This window comes from Pseudophaeobacter sp. TrK17, from assembly GCF_042192375.1.
Lineage (GTDB): Bacteria > Pseudomonadota > Alphaproteobacteria > Rhodobacterales > Rhodobacteraceae > Pseudophaeobacter.
The window spans coordinates 604,599-621,307 of record NZ_CP071700.1; the positions used below are offsets into that span (position 1 = coordinate 604,599).

At 56.4% G+C, this 16,709-nt stretch carries 16 protein-coding genes; 6 read left to right on the forward strand and 10 right to left on the reverse strand.

Translation table 11 applies throughout. The features are described from left to right. Nucleotides 1-101 precede the first annotated feature (101 nt). Nucleotides 102-653 carry a 2OG-Fe(II) oxygenase gene (locus JZI28_RS02895; protein ID WP_375699183.1) on the forward strand — a complete coding sequence of 184 codons (552 nt, stop codon included), beginning with the start codon at nucleotides 102-104 and terminating at the stop codon, nucleotides 651-653. A 437-nt stretch (nucleotides 654-1,090) separates the two neighbouring features. On the opposite strand, the gene JZI28_RS02900 is transcribed toward JZI28_RS02895, so the two are convergent. From JZI28_RS02900 to JZI28_RS02915, 4 genes are all read right to left on the reverse strand, one after another. Then, nucleotides 1,091-2,239 (reverse strand): hypothetical protein, encoded by a 1,149-nt coding sequence (locus tag JZI28_RS02900; protein WP_375699184.1) that lies wholly within the window; start codon nucleotides 2,237-2,239, stop codon nucleotides 1,091-1,093. A 172-nt stretch (nucleotides 2,240-2,411) separates the two neighbouring features. Further along, complete coding sequence (locus tag JZI28_RS02905; protein ID WP_232404765.1) at nucleotides 2,412-2,633, reverse strand: hypothetical protein; 222 nt, start codon at nucleotides 2,631-2,633, stop codon at nucleotides 2,412-2,414. A 41-nt stretch (nucleotides 2,634-2,674) separates the two neighbouring features. Next, nucleotides 2,675-3,762 (reverse strand): IS3 family transposase gene (locus JZI28_RS02910; RefSeq protein ID WP_375697739.1). Its coding sequence is split into 2 segments (ribosomal slippage): nucleotides 2,675-3,501 and nucleotides 3,501-3,762, totalling 1,089 coding nucleotides; the frame shifts between segments, so codons are not numbered across the junction. A gap of 164 nt (nucleotides 3,763-3,926) precedes the next feature. Further along, the gene (locus tag JZI28_RS02915) at nucleotides 3,927-5,660 is read right to left on the reverse strand and encodes a hypothetical protein (RefSeq protein WP_375699185.1); all 1,734 of its coding nucleotides are present in this window, start codon (nucleotides 5,658-5,660) and stop codon (nucleotides 3,927-3,929) included. A gap of 255 nt (nucleotides 5,661-5,915) precedes the next feature. Between JZI28_RS02915 and JZI28_RS02920 the strand changes: the two genes are divergently transcribed. From JZI28_RS02920 to JZI28_RS02935, 4 genes are all read left to right on the forward strand, one after another. Beyond that, nucleotides 5,916-6,443 (forward strand): hypothetical protein, encoded by a 528-nt coding sequence (locus tag JZI28_RS02920; protein ID WP_297341297.1) that lies wholly within the window; start codon nucleotides 5,916-5,918, stop codon nucleotides 6,441-6,443. Continuing rightward, nucleotides 6,440-7,261: a hypothetical protein gene (locus JZI28_RS02925; RefSeq protein WP_375699186.1), complete on the forward strand. Its 822-nt coding sequence runs from the start codon at nucleotides 6,440-6,442 to the stop codon at nucleotides 7,259-7,261. The genes JZI28_RS02920 and JZI28_RS02925 overlap by 4 nt, the downstream gene beginning before the upstream one ends. A gap of 25 nt (nucleotides 7,262-7,286) precedes the next feature. Beyond that, nucleotides 7,287-7,814, forward strand: a complete 528-nt coding sequence (locus JZI28_RS02930; RefSeq protein ID WP_375699187.1) for a hypothetical protein — start codon at nucleotides 7,287-7,289, stop codon at nucleotides 7,812-7,814. A 63-nt stretch (nucleotides 7,815-7,877) separates the two neighbouring features. Further along, nucleotides 7,878-8,780, forward strand: coding sequence for a hypothetical protein (locus JZI28_RS02935; protein ID WP_375699188.1), 903 nt, complete (start codon nucleotides 7,878-7,880; stop codon nucleotides 8,778-8,780). A 363-nt stretch (nucleotides 8,781-9,143) separates the two neighbouring features. Here JZI28_RS02935 and JZI28_RS02940 read toward each other — a convergent pair whose 3' ends face one another. The 5 genes from JZI28_RS02940 to JZI28_RS02960 form a co-directional block, all read right to left on the reverse strand. Next, complete coding sequence (locus JZI28_RS02940) at nucleotides 9,144-9,572, reverse strand: DUF4399 domain-containing protein (RefSeq protein ID WP_375699189.1); 429 nt, start codon at nucleotides 9,570-9,572, stop codon at nucleotides 9,144-9,146. Between the two features lie 386 nt (nucleotides 9,573-9,958). Next, on the reverse strand, nucleotides 9,959-10,270 hold the full coding sequence (locus JZI28_RS02945) for a hypothetical protein (RefSeq protein WP_297340618.1): 312 nt from the start codon (nucleotides 10,268-10,270) through the stop codon (nucleotides 9,959-9,961). Further along, the gene (locus JZI28_RS02950; RefSeq protein WP_375699190.1) at nucleotides 10,257-11,555 is read right to left on the reverse strand and encodes an acyclic terpene utilization AtuA family protein; all 1,299 of its coding nucleotides are present in this window, start codon (nucleotides 11,553-11,555) and stop codon (nucleotides 10,257-10,259) included. The genes JZI28_RS02945 and JZI28_RS02950 overlap by 14 nt, the downstream gene beginning before the upstream one ends. Continuing rightward, on the reverse strand, nucleotides 11,552-13,411 hold the full coding sequence (locus tag JZI28_RS02955; protein ID WP_375699191.1) for a TRAP transporter permease: 1,860 nt from the start codon (nucleotides 13,409-13,411) through the stop codon (nucleotides 11,552-11,554). The genes JZI28_RS02950 and JZI28_RS02955 overlap by 4 nt, the downstream gene beginning before the upstream one ends. Nucleotide 13,412: 1 nt before the next feature. After that, entirely contained in the window at nucleotides 13,413-14,372 is a 960-nt protein-coding gene (locus tag JZI28_RS02960) for a TAXI family TRAP transporter solute-binding subunit (RefSeq protein WP_348153620.1), read from the reverse strand. 91 nt (nucleotides 14,373-14,463) lie between these two features. On the opposite strand from JZI28_RS02960, the gene JZI28_RS02965 reads away from it, so the two are divergent. Further along, on the forward strand, nucleotides 14,464-15,393 hold the full coding sequence (locus tag JZI28_RS02965; protein ID WP_375699192.1) for a LysR family transcriptional regulator: 930 nt from the start codon (nucleotides 14,464-14,466) through the stop codon (nucleotides 15,391-15,393). 389 nt (nucleotides 15,394-15,782) lie between these two features. On the opposite strand, the gene JZI28_RS02970 is transcribed toward JZI28_RS02965, so the two are convergent. Further along, a complete protein-coding gene (locus JZI28_RS02970) occupies nucleotides 15,783-16,649 on the reverse strand; it encodes an EAL domain-containing protein (protein WP_375699193.1) in 867 nt (288 codons plus the stop codon). Nucleotides 16,650-16,709: the final 60 nt, after the last annotated feature.

The following is a 16,709-nucleotide window of genomic DNA, read 5'->3' on the forward strand; positions in this document are numbered from 1 at the left end:
TCAGACAAGGCGGCGGCGCGGTGCTAGGCTGCGCGACCGGTTGCCGTTCCCGCGTTGACGGGCATCGGGGCCGAAGCACTCTTTTTTGAAAGACCCGAATAATGCTGTCACTCCATGCGATGCCTGATGCCTTTAGCGTCGGGGAATGCGACGCGATCATTGCCGCGATCTCGCAGGCTCCTACCGATCCTGCCCTGCTGGTCGGACGCAACCGCGACCACAACACACGCAGGGCCGATCTGGTCTGGACCGACGAAGTGGACGGTCTAGGCTGGGTGATGGACCGTCTGATTGATCTGGTGCGGGTGGCGAACCGTGATCACTTCGGCTTTGATCTAACAGCCTTCGAGGAAAGCCCGCAGGTGGCGATCTACCGCGCCACCGCTGCAGGGCATTTCGCATGGCATTCTGACATTGGCGGTGGGCCGATTTCGGCCAAGCGCAAGCTGACGCTGGTGCTGCAACTGTCGCCGCCAGAGAGCTATAAGGGTGGCACGCTGGAGGTAATGCCCGGCGCGCAGGTGCTGGAAGCCAGTCGGGCGCAGGGCTGCGTCAGCGTCTTTCCAAGCTTTACCTTGCATCAGGTGACCCCAGTGCGCAGCGGTGTGCGTCATTCGCTGACTGTATGGGCGCATGGGCCTGCGTTTAGGTGAAAGGGGGGCAAACACCCGACTTGTCGAACGTCAGATGACTTTGACCCAGAAGCAAAAGCCGGAGCTTCATGCGGATCGCGGCGAACGGTGGGACCGAGCCCAAGTTTGACCGATGCTGCGTGATGCCCCAATACCCGCTCTTTTGGCTCTAGACTCTGGGGCGGTATATTCGGTGGCACGCGCGAAACAGCGCGACAGGAAGAAGCATATTCTGGCACATCTGCAGCGAAGGTCTGCTCCCTCCATTGCTCGTGCAGCATGGGACCGCTGCCCAAGTGGCGGATCCTGAGACTTTGCAAATGGTGCTTTCTTCGCTTTGCTGACCTTGGTGCGCAGCGCAGCATGTGGATTTCGCTCGGTCAGGGCTTGAATGGCCGTTTTTGCCTGTCTGGCACGGAACCTTCGCAGACGCAGCCAAGGTCCGGAAACCGCCCGTTTTACTTAAACCGATACCGCGCCGCTGCCTTGCTGAGGCGTTCTGGCAGGGGCGTGGGGTGTTCTTCGGATAGCCGCTTCAGTGTTTCGATATGGCTATCCAGGAAGTCTTGGTATTCGGCTGGTTGAACTTCTGACGCGGCAGCCCGTGACACAAATAGTCCAAGGATTTGCCGGTCCAGCATGCGCATGTGTTCAGCGCGGTTGGTCTCGATCACCTCGCTAGGCAGGACGCCGGAACAGTTTTCGTGCAGATCATTGGCAATGACGCTGGCGACAGACTGCCAAAGATCATGTGTGGGCCAGCGGGCGCGGTTGCTGTCGATGGTGGGGCAGGTGTAGCGGATCTTTTCGCAGAACTCGCTGTAGGCGTCGCCTACCATGTCGCGCAGATCCTGCCAGCTTCGCATTTCCCAGCGGTTGCGCAGTTGTTTGGCCCCCATGCGTAGTTCAAAGCGCCAGACTTGGCTTGTCAGTCGGTCGGACAGATCCAGGGGCGGGCGGTTCAGTTGCGCGCGGGCGTCGTTCCAGATGGTGAGCCAACCCAGCTTGCCCTTTTGCATGACCTCTTGTCGTTTGTCATAGATCGCCAATTGCCGGTTGGCGACGGCCCCGGCGCGCAGCCCGGTGACGCGTGCGCCTGTGGCGTGGGTCTCGGTTTCATGGACCCCGGTATATTCCTGCACGCGGGTACCGGGTGGCACCACCAGCGCCTCGCGGTCTGGTTCAAACCAGGGGGCCAGAAAGTCGATGGCATAATCAACGCGGGTCACACGCAGCAGATGATCGGCGTAGCGGATGTCAAACGCATCCATGCAGGCCCGAAAGTGTTTTTCGGCGGCGTCCAGGCCACCAGTGGCAAGTAGGAAGGCGCGAAAGTCTACGGTAATGCCGGGATTGTTCGCAGGGCGGTTTTCCGGGTCGAGAAAGTACCATTCCGCCCCGTACTCTCCAGTATGGGCGGAAAAGGCGGATCCGCCTGTACGGCGCACTGAGAGGGCTACAGGGCCAAATTCCACAACGGTCTCGGCATTGGTCTTGATTGCCAGGGCCTTAGCCTCTGCCAGGGCTTCACGCAGGGCGGGCGGAATACCGGTTTCCACCGTGAATTTCAGCCCGTCAAAGCCAGAATGCAGGATATCCGCGCTCATCTACTCTTGCCTACGTTTTCGTATTCGTGGAGGGGGGTGTTACAAGACCCCCCTTAATTTCGCCGTCTTGGCGCTGCGGTTTGGGAAGTGTTGATTGGATGCTGCCCGCCGGTAATGGTGCCTCCGGCGGGGCAGCTTGTGTTTTGGGGCCGGGCGGTGCCCGGCTTGGCAGTTAGTGCTGGGCGCTCAGTTGTCTGCTGATCCAGATTTCTGCGCGTTCCGCGCATTTGGCGATATTCAGCAGGTCAGAATGGAAGAACCCGGATGTGTTTTTCCACTCGCCATCCGCGTTTTTGTAAGCGCGGGTAATATCGACAGAATACGACCCATCATTTTTCCAGATGGTGGCGGTGGTCAGGCCCAGTTTGATTTTATGGGCGGGAAGATTGGACATGGGGTAATCCCCCCATTTTTAATTGGGTCCAGCCGTAGAATTCACGCAGCCGTTTTCAGTTTCATGGCGGGTGTCATGCCGCCAATGCCCATGTTGGGTCGCTCGTTGTTGTAAGTCCAGAGCCATTGTGTTGCCTGGTCCTGTGCCTCCTCGATGGTTTCGAAGATGTATTGCCCCAGCCATTCGCCACGAACGGTGCGGTTGTAGCGCTCGATATAGGCATTCTGTTGGGGCTTACCGGGCTGGATATATTCGAGCCGCACATTGCGTTTCTCAGCCCATTCCATGAGCTTCCCGCTGACGTATTCTGGGCCGTTGTCCACACGAATAGCTTGGGGCTTTCCGCGCCACTCAATGATCTGGTTCAGCGCACGCACGACACGTTCAGCAGGCAGCGAGAAGTCGACCTCAATAGCCAGTCCTTCGCGATTGAAGTCATCCAAGACGTTTAATGCCCTGATCGACCGGCCATCCGCCAGCTGATCCGCCATGAAGTCCATGGACCAAGTTTCATTTGGTCTTTCAGGCACAGCCAGTGGTTCCGGCTTGTCCCGCTTCAAGCGTTTCTTCGGCTTGATACGCAGGTTCAACGCCAGCTCACAGTAGACCCGGTAGACACGTTTATGGTTCCAGCCATAGCCCTGCACGTTGCGCAGATACAAAAAGCACAGGCCGAAGCCCCAGGTCCGCTTGTTAGCCGTCAAGCGTTCAAGCCAATCTGCGATCTCTTCGTTGTCATCGCTCAGCACAGGGCTGTATCTATAGCAGGTCTCGCTGATCTCGAACGCACGGCAGGCCAGAGCTATGCTGACCCCATATTGCGCAACTGCATTCATGGCCATCTCTCGCCGATGAGACGGCCTTAACGCTTTTTTCCAAGCGCTTCTTTCAGCAGGTCGTTTTGCATGCTCATCTCGGCATACATGCGCTTCAGACGACGGTTCTCTTCCGCCATATCCTTCATCTCGGAAATCAAGGACGCGTCCATGCCGCCAAACTTGGCCCGCCATTTGTAAAAACTCGCGCTGCTCATTCCGTGCTCGCGGCAAAGCTCAGAGACCGGCACACCGCCCTCCGCCTGCTTCAACACTGCCATGATTTGCGCGTCGCTAAATCGTCCATTCTTCATCATAAATCTCCTCAGATATCTTGCCGAGAAAATTCTACTTTGGAACACCACTATTTTTAGGGGGGATTACCCTCTAACTGTGGGCGGGTTTGAGATTGTAGGCAGCCGTCACATTAGGGCAGCGTCTGCTCGCGATCATTCAGATTCCTTGCCTCATGGGGCTGTCACCCATGTTTTAAACCTGCGAGCGCGGCTGCAAAAGCTTCGGGACGCTGAAAGCTGGCGAGTTGTGCGCAACCGTCGATCAGAACTACGTCACATGTCGCGTGGTTTTCTACATAGGCTTGGATGTTCTTGGCCAGAAACATCGTATTTTGCGCTCCGTGGAAAAACCGGATGTGATGGGTATGGGCGACATTGTCCAAGAGCTCTTGCCAATCGCTTGCCCAGCGTGAAACGTCCTTGACCAGACGGTCGGTAGATTCAAATGAGAACCGAATGATGTCGCGCGTGATGTCATAATACTTAGGATCAGTACGGGTCAGCGCACGGTCCAGAGAGCTGCTTTCGAAAAAATAATCGATGACACGCGCCTCTCCCTTGGCAGAGCGATGGAAGTTTGCGGCTATAAGACGATGGGGCAGTTTTAGAACTTCGGGGAAATAGCGTGCTGGGATGAACGTCCGGCTAACGGATTTCGGCAGGGCCATGAGTTCGGCACGCCCTTTAAAGGGTACGCCAGTATCTACGAGAAAAACCGCCTCACTGCGGGCGGGGAAAAGGCGGGCAAAGGTCAATGCATATAACCCCCCCGACGCTTGCCCGGCCACGATGGCCTTGCTGACCCCCTCTGCGTCCAGAAGCGACTGATAGTCCCGAACCATGTCTTGCATGCTTTGCGAAGCAGGTTGCGACGTGGTTTTGCCTGATCCGGGCTTCAGAGGGGCAAATATCCTAAGGCCCTCCGCTGCCAGCGCGGCGCGCAAGTCTGGCGTCAGTCCAGGCGGGTGGGTCGGCTGGATCAAAAGCACCGGTGTCCCCGTTTCAGGGCCGTAGAAAAGGTATTCAAGCACGCGGTCGTCAATTTGAAGTGTCTTGCGTGCCACATGCTGCGCTAAAGCGCGAGATCCATCTTCAGTGGAATTAACAGGTGTAGAGGCCGCCAAAACCCCCAATGACGAGAGAAAGAACGCAAGTTCCGTCTGGCCATCGACGCCAATGCGGCCAAAAACCTGCGACAATTGCGTGCGTACTGTCCGGATCGACCTTCCACGAGCCTTTGCGATTTCCGCAACCGATCCAGACGCCACAAAAGCTCGTAAGATGGCAATTTCGGTGGCAGTGAGCCCATAGGCGGATTGCAATAGCTCTTCGATCTGCCCGGTCCAGTAAGGGTGTACCAATGTCAGTTGGATCACCTCGTGTGAGGCATCGTTTGATTGTATGGAACGGCGTGCCAGAAACGAAGAGGGTTTGTCAGATCCGTCAAATTGGAAAGTGAGCAAGGCCTGTCGCCTTTCCTGCGCGTGCCCCAACAGGGCGTGCAACCTTTTGCGGTCATTGGGGTGGGCAAGGCAATCTTGCAAAGAACGCCCGGCGTCCCGTCGGGCCAAAACCCTGAAATCCTCATTTTCTGCCAACAGTGACCCGTCCGACGCCAACACGGCGGCTGGCAAAGTGTGACGGGCTACAAAATCCTGAGCTGTAGGAGGTTCATCTTTTTGCACAACATCAAAAAGCCGGTCCGCTTTCTCGAAATGCTCGGCCAATACCTTGCGCCAGACGGGAGGTAAGGCGGCTGGTTCCTGAAGGTCCAGTGCTTGGTCAATGAAGTCGTCCATTGCGTGAAACATCGGCTCAAAGTTGGTCTCATCCGCGACCATGTCGTACAGCCCTCCCAACACACGGATAGCCGTCTGGTCAGGCGTATTGATCTTGTCGTCGTGAGAGGCGGACATCGAGAGCTTTCGAGTGAGAGACTGAAGCTAAGACCTAAATCATTTATCTGGAAATCATAATAATTTGGTCCGCATACGTCAAATGACGGATGCTACAGAACATAGAGACGTTATCGTGCTCGCGTTGCCCGAATTTGCAACAGCTTGGAGAGTTCCTGTGACTAGGTCGGCTTTCTTTTGCTTTTTGATGCTTCTGCCCGTCTCGGCCTTTGCGTGCCCCGATTTTAACTATTATCCCCTTACAAGAGAGACCTAATGAAACCCTTTCTTTTGGCGACCAGCCTCATTCTCGCCCCCTTTATCGTCAACGCAGAAGAAGATTTTTCTGACCTGATTGAACAACTTGAAAAGTTTGATGCCGCGCACATGAACCGCGGTGAATACCTCGATCAAATGGAAAACATTTTTCCAGATTTGTCCGTCGCGGCATTTTTGCTGTTCACCCGTGCGCGACCAGAGTTGAACGATTACGCCCCGGATTTTACTTGGTCTGAGGCCTATGAAGAAGCCTTTGGCTGCATGTATGACCAGACAGCTGGCGTCGGGAATTATGACGATCTAAAAGCCTACACCCAAGGCGGGTTGGTGTCGTTACAGTATCTCAGGGACAATCCTGACTTGAATTTCATGACGATGACCGAGCATCCTGAATACATGGATAGCGTCACGCCAAGCTCGGCCTATTTGACGTTGCTCAAAGACTGCGGCGTGCAGCAATTGTCCCAAGACGCTATGATGAAAAGTGGCATGATGGAAGCCCTGCAAAAGGTCGCTTCTCAATGATCCGTTTTGTCATGTTTGTTCTTGCGATTGGCTTGTCCCCACTCGGTGCTGTCGCGCAAAGCCTAGATGAACTGCGGCCTGATTTTATTGCGGGTTGCGTGGACGGTGGCAATGACGCCCCGATTTGCGGTTGCCTCTTCGACAACTGGCGCGTCAATCTACCCGAGGATCAGCATCCGCTCGCATCGACTGCGATCACGATGTTTTTGGGGGAGATGCCACAAGACCCACAGAAAATGATGGCCGCGACGGTGCTGCTACAGGACATGACATCCGTGTTGCTGCAATGCGCATCGGGCGAATTGGAATTATCCGCGCGGGACGCCCCACCACCGATCCCCCAGACAGGTGATACCATTGAGGAACAACTGCTTTATGCGCGTATCACCGGCCCCAGCGCGACCATCGCTGAAATGAACCGCTACACGGCCTTGGTTGAGGCACGCAAAGCCCGCGAACGTGCCGCAGAGCAAGGCGCCATAGCGGCGACAGAAAGCCGAGCCGATATCAACCGCAGTGCGCTGTCTGCGGACTATGAGGCCGAACTGGCCCGCATCCACGGCCGCGACATCACCGCATGGGAGATAGATGACTTCGCGTCGCTGTTCGATTTGTACTGCCGATCCGGTGGCGGCACCGAGGCGAGTTGCGCTTGCGCGTGGCCCATATTGGCAGGGCTTTCTAAATATAACGCTGTTCCCTATATGGCTTCGCGCAGTCCGGGTGATGACATCAGCTCCCGCCTGAGTGCCGCCGACTATTCCGCAGCGCCTTTCACGCTTTCACTGTTCAATGAGCGCCGCGCTGTCTGCGATTGACCCCCATCACATGGAAATTTGAAACATGACTCCATTATCCAAAACTTTCGGTCTTATCGTTGCAACCGCGATGCTTGCCTCCCCCATCAGCGCCCAGGACACGCCCCCCGGTATCGTCGAGCGGGCTGATATATCGTTCAATGTGCGGGTCGCTGTAGAGGGTGATCCGAGTACGATTACCACAGGCATCAAAGTACGTTGCGAAATGGTTTTTGTTCAGTGGGATGGCACGCCCTTCACCTACCAAAAGGAAGTAACCCTCGTGCCGAATGGTGCCACGTTCAGCCCCCAGACTGCTGATGGTTTCATAGAGGCCACAATCGTCCTTGATGATGTCGATGTGGCGGAAAATCTGAAAGAGAGTTCCGACACCAACGGTTATTGGCGATGTGAGGCGATGCCAGTGGACGCGTCCTTCTCCCCCTATTTCGTTAGAGGTAGCACTGCGATACGGCCCGCAGAGGCTGGCAGTTGCCCATCGGCCCAAGGTCAAATGCGTCCTGATGGCTCCACCGATCAGCCGGTACAGCGCTGCGCAAAACTTGGTGGTTAAATGGCTTCCCCATTCCACCATCCAGGTCGCGTGAAACCTCAATTAACCTGTATGTTGCCTTTGGTGGCATTGCTGACTTTCAGTCCCCTTTTGGCGCTGGTGGTGATGCCGGCACATGCGCAAGACCGCCGCGACCTAGAGGCCCGTCCTGTCGCTCGACCCATCATCCCCGATCGGGCGAGTTCCATCGAGATAGACGCGCCTGATCTGACGATCATCGCGCGGCCTGTATCGGTGGAGATTACCATTGATGCTCCAAACCTCGTCATTGCGGCCAAACCCGTTTCGCAGGACATCGTGATCAACGTACCAGACCTCACTATTGTGGCGCGGCCCATTCCCAAAGATATGACCATTGAGGTCCCGGATCTGATCATCGTGACCAAACCGGCGCCGCGAGATGTTGTTATCGATGTTCCGGATTTGACCATCGTCGCCAGGCGCGCCGAAGAGCCTGATGCGCCGCTGTCGAGCGAGCTAACGGTTGCAACAGGCAAGACCACGGCAAATCAACCCGACACAGCCTCAACGACAGGTACGGTCACGTCTCCTGACACAGACCCCGACCCGCAAGGCATAGCTCAATGGTGCGTTGGCGATTTCGATGCCCATATCGGGCGGGGTGTGGGGACGGCCGTGGGCTTTGCCATGCCCTTTGGCGACTACATGGTTTCAGACAGTCGGGTCACCGCGCAAGATTGCCGCAATACCCTTGCGTTCAACGTCCAAGGGCAAACCGTTTTGCTCAGCCAAGGGGAAACACCTCGCAGCTATTCCGGTGGGCTTGATTTTGGTGACGGCGCCATGCGCACGCTTGTTTTACAATGCGACGAAGATCTCAACCTGCGCGGTCGCCTCGTCACGGCGGACCAAAACCTGCGCATAGAACGGCCAGTTTGGTTGATCCGCAAACCCCAAAGCCCAGCCGACATCACAGATTGCAGTTCCCTCCTTACAAAGGAATAGGCGCTGAACTTATGCCAAAAGATACTGGAGGCACCAATAATCGGCGGGCAACATCCAATAAACATTCCCCAAACCACTGCCCAAGACGGCGAAATTAAGGGGGGGGGCTTCTACTCCCGCCTTCCACGAATACAAAAACGTAGGCAAAAGTAGATGAACGCGGATATCCTGCATTTTGGCTTTGATGGGCTGAAATTCACTGTTGAGACGGGTCTCGCCCCCTTGTTGCGGGCGGCAGCGCAGCCATAGCCATCGTTGACCACGCGCCGGTGATGCTGCGCTGCCAGCATTCGTAGCACTTGTTCGACCTTCGTCGGCCTCAGACGAGTGCTCGGTTGGGTAATGCCGCGGTTCGAGGAGCGGTTAGTCCACCGTGATTGTAATCGCCTCGCTCATCACAGGTGGGTTGTGTGGAACGTGACTCCAATCACCAAGCAACAGTTGCAGCGTATGCGTGCCTGCAGGCAGTTCTTTGGTCACCTGTGTCTGGCCACCCCCAAAATGGACGACCTGGTCGGTTGCGGGCAGTCCGGAATCCATATCCAGTGTACTTGGGTCGGTGTCGATCAGAAGATGATGGTGGCCGGTGTTGTCCGCATCTGTTCCGGCCGGGGCGACGCCCATACCCTCCAATCCAAAAACGATGGTAACCGGATTTGACACTGTTGATCCATCCGCCGGCGAAACAATGTACGCGCTGGCCCCTTCGGGCGCCGGGCTCCGGTGAGAGTCAGCGGACGCAGTCCCGGTAATCAGAAGTCCTGCTGTAGCAGCGATTATCAAATGCTTCATTTTATTCTCCCAAAAAAAATAGCCGATTGGCCACTATTAACAGTATAGCACACCAGTCCCCTTAGCCAAAAAACGCTATTTACCAGCCCGGTCGGCCCGGAGAGGACCTTCGACCGAGGGCAGCCCTGATCCCGCTGTCCCCAACCCGACATTGGTGCGGCTTGCAGCATTTCACGGACCTCAACGGGGGCTCCACCAAACGGGGGCGGCGCTGGTCGACGGCTATTGGATACAGCAACATGGCCGAGGCGAAATGCCTCCAGCAGAGAGCGCTGATACATATGCTCTGATCACTATGACGACGTTGTAGAACCCCGCAAGAACAACCGACCTTTTCCTCAAGAATTTTGACACAAAGCCTGTATTATATGTGCCTCATGTGGGGGCTATGAGCGGTCGGTTGTCACCGACATTTCAAGAAGGACCGAAGATAAGCATTTGCCATGGGCGTCCAGTTCCAAGGATCTTGTGACCCCCCCTTTAAGAGCACCTTTAAGAACAAAATTCATAGCGTAAAGCTGAGGTAGCACGTAGCGAGTCACCGCACTGGCCGGCTGGTTGAGGTGGGCAGCGACACGGTCGGTTGTAATATCGACAAGCAACCGATCAAAATCCTTCGCATGATAGGCGATAACGGAGATGTTGGAGGTATCGCCTTTGTCGCCGGTTCGGCCGTGGGCAAGTTCATGCAGCTTCATGGGTCTCTCCCAAGATATCAGAGCGCAAGAGGACGCTATCAGACGGCACCAATGTCGAAGCAATGGCGATGATTTCCCGCACTGATTTCGAAACGCCGCCGCCTGCTGCCGGGCCGCATAGGTAAAGCGACTCTACTTCCTCGCCGATCAAACGGGCCGTGGCGGCACTGGTGCAGCGGGCGGTGTAGCGCAGGCGGGTATCTTCTGCGCTGCCGATCAGCTGGCCCAGACGTTCGCCGATGTCCGATGCCTGAAGCCGTTGGTCCAGAATAGATCTCGCCAGTTCGGCGCGGGCGCGGGCATTGACACCCATGTAAGAGATTTGTCCCTCTCCTTGCCAGCCGTCCCGATAAGCAACCGAGACCTTGAGCTGCCCGGTCGGGGGCTGGCCTGTGGCACCGCGCACGGCCACACGGTTTTTGCCAATGGCTTCGAACGTAACCTGCGAGAAATCTGCTACAACGTCCGGCTGGAAGTACCGCGCGGGGTCGTGTATTTCATACAGCAGTTGCTCGGTGCAGGTGGCCGGCGTGACAATCCCGCCGGTGTTTTCAAGCTTGGTCACGACGGCATTTCCGTCTGCCGTTACCTCGGCAATAGGAAAGCCGAGATTGGCGAGATCAGGCACATCCTTGACGCCGGGATCCGCAAAGTACCCGCCTGTAATTTGCGCGGAACACTCAAGAAGGTGCCCGATTAATGTACCGCGTCCGAGTTTTTCGTAGTCGTCCATTGCCCAGCCAAAATGATGCACCAAAGGTGCCAAGAACAAGGCAGGATCGGACGCACGTCCACATATTACGATGTCAGCCCCGTGTGTGAGGGCTTCAACGATGGCTGAAATGCCGATATAGGCATTTGCCGAAACCATGCGTTGCCCCAGGGAAGAGGCGGGTTGATTGATTTCGTCGAGCACGTAATCCGCGATCTGGTCGGAAACATCGTCACCCGTCACCGTTGCGACTTTTAATGACAAGCCAAGGTCAGCCACAATAGCGCGCGCTTTTTGTGCAGCTGCGCGCGGGTTGGCCGCCCCCATGTTCGTGACAATCTTAGTGCCGTGTCTTGCACAGCCTGGCAAGGTCGCGCGAAGGCGGCGCTCAAGTAGTGGATCATACCCACCGTTGGGATCGTCAAGCCGTGCCTTTTGCGCCAGTGCGATGGTGCGTTCTGCCAGACATTCGAAGACCAGCACATCCAACGCTCCGCGATTGGCGAGATCGGCAGCCGGTTCGATCCGGTCCCCTTGAAACCCGGCACCACAGCCAATTCTGAACGGGTTCATGCTACGACCTCCCTGTGATTTTGGCCCAGTTTGCGGGCGCCGAAGTACACGGCAAAGGCAATGACAGGGGTGATCGGGTGCGGCCAGACCGCCAGAATGATCACAGCAATAAGCAAAACCGTGTCGATCAGCCGGTTTCCGACAAGCGGCGACCCAGTGAGCAATGTCGGCACCGCAAGCACAAGCACCGCCCCGGCCAATATCGCTTCGGCGATTGCCAAGGGCCCACCCTGAAGCAGCATGCCGGGAAAGAGCAGCAGCAAAAATGGCACCAGATAGGTCACCGCTCCGAGGCGAACCGCATGCCCGGCCGCAGGCAGCCAGTTCGTTTTCGCGATACCTGCACCGACAAAGACTGCCACGCAGACGGGCGGCGTGATCACGGAAATCGTGGCGAAGTAGAACACAAAAAGATGCGCGGCCAGAGGGTCAACACCGACGGCTGTCATGGCGGGGGCCAGCACCGCTGCAACCAGGACATAGGCGGCAGTGGTCGGCAGGCCCATGCCCATGATCAGGCAGACAAAGCCCACGATAAACGCAACCAGAGGCACACTATCGCCAGCCATCGACACAATCAGCGATGACAGGGTCACGCCAATGCCCGTCAGGTTGATCATCGACACCAGCACTTGCGCCCCCGCCAAAAGCACGCCAATGATGACCATGCCTTTTCCGGCGTCTTCCAACCCGTTGATGATCTTGCCGATCATATCACGTGGTGACAGTCTGCCCGCTTCGGTCGCAACAAATGCGATCAGCAGACCAATGACGCCGTAAAACGCAGCGGTGGCAATAGAGCGGCCAAGCCAGATGCCGATGCCCAGCCCGCCAAGCGCACAAAGGATCGGTGCGACGCGTCGCGGTGACACGATGGTTGCCCATGCAGGCAACTCGTCCTCAGGGACAACGGCAAGACCACGGCGGAGTGCCACAAAATGCACGGTCACAAAGACAGAGGCATAGAACAGGACAGCCGGGATGATCGCCCCAAGGATAATTGTGGTGTAGGGCAAGCCCAGAATTTCAGCCATGACAAAGGCAGCAGCCCCCATGATTGGCGGTGCAATCTGGCCGCCTGTCGATGCCACTGCCTCGACCGCTGCAGCGAAGGGCCGGGGATAGCCCAACCGGATCATCATCGGGATGGTAAAGTTGCCTGTGGTCGCGACATTCGCCACCGCAGAGCCCGAAATCATCCCGAACAATCCGCTTGCAATGGTAGCGATCTTGGCAGCGCCACCGGGCTGACGTCCGCCAAGGCGCATGGCCAGATCCATGAAGGCCTGGCCACCGCCGGTGTGAAGCAAGAGCGCCCCGAACAAGACAAATGCCGCTATGACCGTTGCCGCCACGCCCGTCAACATACCCCAGATCCCGAGATCCCCGAGAAAAATCGTTTCGGTCACAAAGGCAGTGTCAAAGCCGCGATGCCGTAGGGCTCCGGGCAGCAAATTTCCGAACAGCGCATAGCTTAGCCCCAGCAGAACGAGGACCGGAAAGATCAGTCCCACAGTGCGCCGCCCTAGCTCAAGCACCGCCAGCACAAGCCCTACGGTCAGCGCCTTGTCTATGGATGTGGCCCAGGGCAGGGATGTCATTATGTCGTCGTAGTTCCAGACGACATAGCCGCAAGCGATCAGGACAAGCACACAAAGCACGAGATCAATTACGATGCCGATCGGGCGCCAGCGACTGCCAGCGCCCAAAGGGTAGAGTGCGAAACCCAAAGAGGACACAAGCGCAAGGAAAAGCGCGCGCTGAATCAGCCCTTCGAACGGCCCGCTTGCCGCTGTATAGAAAACGAAGGCTCCGACCAATATGGCAAGCCCTTTTTGGATATTCGCGAGGCTCATTTTAGTTGGCTTTCAGCTTGGCAGGGATTTCCATGCCCTGTTCTTCGAACCAGCGCGCAGCGCCCGGATGCAGAGGAACAGTGCCATAATCCAAAGTCATCTGAGCCAAGTTGGCCCCCTTGAGCGCGGCCATTGCATTGGCCTGTGCCGTATCGTCGGCCATAATGGCCGAAACGATTTGGTACGCCGTTTCATCATCCATTGACGCCGGTGCGGCAACACCAACACCAAAGGCCCAGGTGCTGTAAGCCGGGATACCATCAGCAGCGCCTGCGGGAATATCTACGACGGAAATGTCTGGCATTTCTGCGCGCAGCGTCTCGGCCTGTTCCGAGCTTAGTCCAAGAACCGAAATATCTGTCGAAACCGCGATATCCATTGTGGAGCCGTCAAGCTTGAGGCCCGAGCCGGATTTGACATAGCCAACAAGGCGATTGTCCTTGATTGCGCCTACGATATCCGTTGTCGAGCCGCGGACATAATCGGCGCTGAGGCCGAGTGTGTTGAACACCGCCTCGGTCGTGGCTTCTGTAGAGCCGCCTTTGATACCTGGATTAAAGCGTTTTCCCGCCAACCCGCCGAGGTTGGCCACATCGGAATCAGCGCGAACGACAACGTTTTGTGGCGCGTTGGTGTAGACCCAGAGCAACCGCAGATCTTGTGCGTTGCCCTCAAAGGCGTTGGTGCCGGACACGGCATGCTGAACGGCATTCGTCGTCACAAGCCCAAGGTCAATCTGGCCCCGCCCCATGCGCCGGATATTGTCCAGCGTTGCGCCTGTCTCGACAACCGAGGCTTTCAGCCCTTCGCTGTTTTCGTTGATCAGTTGGCCTACCGCAACGAAATAGCCGTAATGACTGGACGATGCCGAGGTCGAGCCGATGAGTAGGTCGGTTTCCTGCGCTGCCAGTGGCGATGCGAGCAAAGTTGCGCCCAAAAGCGCGGCGAATGTATGTTTCATGTTTTCCTCCCTTGGATGCCCTTTTGGGGACGCGTTGAGCATGCAACGGATTGCTTGTTGCGAAAATATTTGACTTTGGGATAATTGATGCATGAAACGCAACAATATGTCCTTGGCTGATTATATGGCCGTCCTCACATTGCAGGACGCCGGATCGTTCCGCGCAGCCGCTGAAACTTTGCGCATGTCGCCATCGGCGCTCTCGCGCCAGGTATCGGCCCTTGAGGACCAACTTAGCACACGGCTTTTTGACCGTGACACCCGAAACGTCAGACTTACGGCCAGCGGCGCAGTGCTTGCCCGAATCGCGGCGCGGATGGTCAACACGGCACAGGACGCACATGCGGAATTCGACGCTCATCTGTCTGCGCGCAATGGACAGCTGACAATCGCCGGCCTGCCTTCTGTCACGGCGGCCTTATTGCCGCGAATTTTGCGCCGTTTCACCGCCAAGTATCCGGACATCGACTTGAAGATCATTGATGCGCTATCCGAAAGTGTGATCGAGGTTATTGAAACGGGGCGTGCGGAAATCGGGTTTACGTCGGGGACTTTGTCGACGCGGTCACGGCTTGCCTTTCAACCGGTGATGGATGATGCATTTGTTGCGATAGGCGCACCCGACGGACCGCTTCAGGAAGATCGGGCATATGATTGGTCAGAACTGGTGGAGATGCCGTTCATAGCAATGGCACATGGCACGTCCGTACGTGAATTACTGGACAGCGCTTGCCTTCGGTTAAATCGGCCGCTTTCGCCGCGGTTTGAAGTCGCACATCTTGCAACTGCGGGTGCACTGGTGGCCGAGGGGCTGGGCATTACGGCTTTGCCGGAACTGACACTTCCGGTTTTGCCAACTGAACGCCTGGTCCAGCGATCAATCATAGGGTTCGGGGCCCGGCGGCGCATTGGGCTGGTGCGTCAAACCGGGAGATCACTCTCCCCCGCAGCCAAGGCTTTTCTGGAGGTTCTGTCGGAAACGCCGGTCAAATCCAAACCTTCGGCGCCGACATTCGGGTAACACGGCCTTACCGAGTATGTCTTTCTAACCAGATCATAGCCACTAAAGTCTAATTCCTTACAGCCAAACGCAGATCGCAAGGTGGTCCCACGATCAGCGTAGCGAACCCCTTTGACCTGTCGCAGCAAGCCGCTAGGGTCAAGGTCGCAAATATCGCAGAGACTATGCGCAGTGCTACAATGATGCTACGCGCCACAGCAAACAAATGCAGCAGAACCTAAGTGAGCGGACGCAAGGGGGGGGCCGGTCAGCGTCGACCTCCTTCTTCGTATTGAAGACCAGCAGATAACAAATCTCAGCTTACGCCAGTGTCCCAACTTTGGGCGGTAGCTCATGTGGCTGTGTCTCTACACCAGTGAAGTGTTTTTACACCTGATGCAGTGCCTGCGTCAGGCGGACCGACTGCTGTCTGGCTTTACAAGTGCTTGCGGCCAGCGAACGCCGGGCAGGCTTTCAAAACCTGGCTTGGCGAACAACCAACCCTGCATCAAATCAATTCCAAGGTCGTAGAGACAGGAGAATTCGCCCTCAGTCTCGATGCCCTCCGCAACAACAATAATCCCAAGTTGCTCCAACATCGACACCACATGCCGCACAATCGTTTGTTTGACACTTGAGCTGTCAATCTCCCTGATCAGCTCAGCATCCAGCTTCACAACATCTGGCTGGAACCGCGACAGCAGATCAAGCCCTGCATATCCGGCGCCAAAATCGTCAATCGCGGTCAAGAAGCCAAGGCGGCGGTAGGTGTTGAGAATGTTCAAAAGATGCGGCACAGAAATGCGTTCAACCTCGGTGAACTCAAACATGATCTGCGAAAGCGGAAAGCCTGTCTTCTTGGCCGTTTCCAGTGTCAGGCGAATGCAGGCCTTTGGATCATAGACCGCGTTGGGCAGGAAATTGATCGACAACAGCGACCCAGTTTCACCAAGATCTAGACGACTGGCGTGTTCAATAGCGGTTTTTCGACATTTCTGGTCGAAGGCATAGAGGTTGTCATCGGTTACCTGCTCGAACACCTGGCCCGCGCCGCATCCATCTTGTCCCCGCACAAGTGCTTCATAGGCAAACACTTTTCCAGATCCAACGGAAACAATAGGCTGGAACGCCATCGAAATGGGGATTTCAAAGCCGTTACCGTTTCGACAAGCCTTACACTTTTCCAGATCAGCCACTGTAATTGCCTTCTTGCTTACTCCCGGTAGTTCTAAGTGCAAATTGTGAAAAAATTCTTTTTGGGCAACAGTGCCTCCCAAAAGACCATGCCAACCGCAACGCGGGATGGCTTGGGAAGAGGCGATGGCAGCGAGCTGCCA

Bases quoted from the DNA above. Each gene is read 5' to 3' on its own strand.
- JZI28_RS02895 (WP_375699183.1), top strand. From the start codon at position 102: ATGCTGTCACTCCATGCGATGCCTGATGCCTTTAGCGTCGGGGAATGC.
- JZI28_RS02900 (WP_375699184.1), bottom strand. From the start codon at position 2,239: ATGAGCGCGGATATCCTGCATTCTGGCTTTGACGGGCTGAAATTCACG.
- JZI28_RS02905 (WP_232404765.1), bottom strand. From the start codon at position 2,633: ATGTCCAATCTTCCCGCCCATAAAATCAAACTGGGCCTGACCACCGCC.
- JZI28_RS02915 (WP_375699185.1), bottom strand. From the start codon at position 5,660: ATGTCCGCCTCTCACGACGACAAGATCAATACGCCTGACCAGACGGCT.
- JZI28_RS02920 (WP_297341297.1), top strand. From the start codon at position 5,916: ATGAAACCCTTTCTTTTGGCGACCAGCCTCATTCTCGCCCCCTTTATC.
- JZI28_RS02925 (WP_375699186.1), top strand. From the start codon at position 6,440: ATGATCCGTTTTGTCATGTTTGTTCTTGCGATTGGCTTGTCCCCACTC.
- JZI28_RS02930 (WP_375699187.1), top strand. From the start codon at position 7,287: ATGACTCCATTATCCAAAACTTTCGGTCTTATCGTTGCAACCGCGATG.
- JZI28_RS02940 (WP_375699189.1), bottom strand. From the start codon at position 9,572: ATGAAGCATTTGATAATCGCTGCTACAGCAGGACTTCTGATTACCGGG.
- JZI28_RS02945 (WP_297340618.1), bottom strand. From the start codon at position 10,270: ATGAAGCTGCATGAACTTGCCCACGGCCGAACCGGCGACAAAGGCGAT.
- JZI28_RS02950 (WP_375699190.1), bottom strand. From the start codon at position 11,555: ATGAACCCGTTCAGAATTGGCTGTGGTGCCGGGTTTCAAGGGGACCGG.
- JZI28_RS02955 (WP_375699191.1), bottom strand. From the start codon at position 13,411: ATGAGCCTCGCGAATATCCAAAAAGGGCTTGCCATATTGGTCGGAGCC.
- JZI28_RS02960 (WP_348153620.1), bottom strand. From the start codon at position 14,372: ATGAAACATACATTCGCCGCGCTTTTGGGCGCAACTTTGCTCGCATCG.
- JZI28_RS02965 (WP_375699192.1), top strand. From the start codon at position 14,464: ATGAAACGCAACAATATGTCCTTGGCTGATTATATGGCCGTCCTCACA.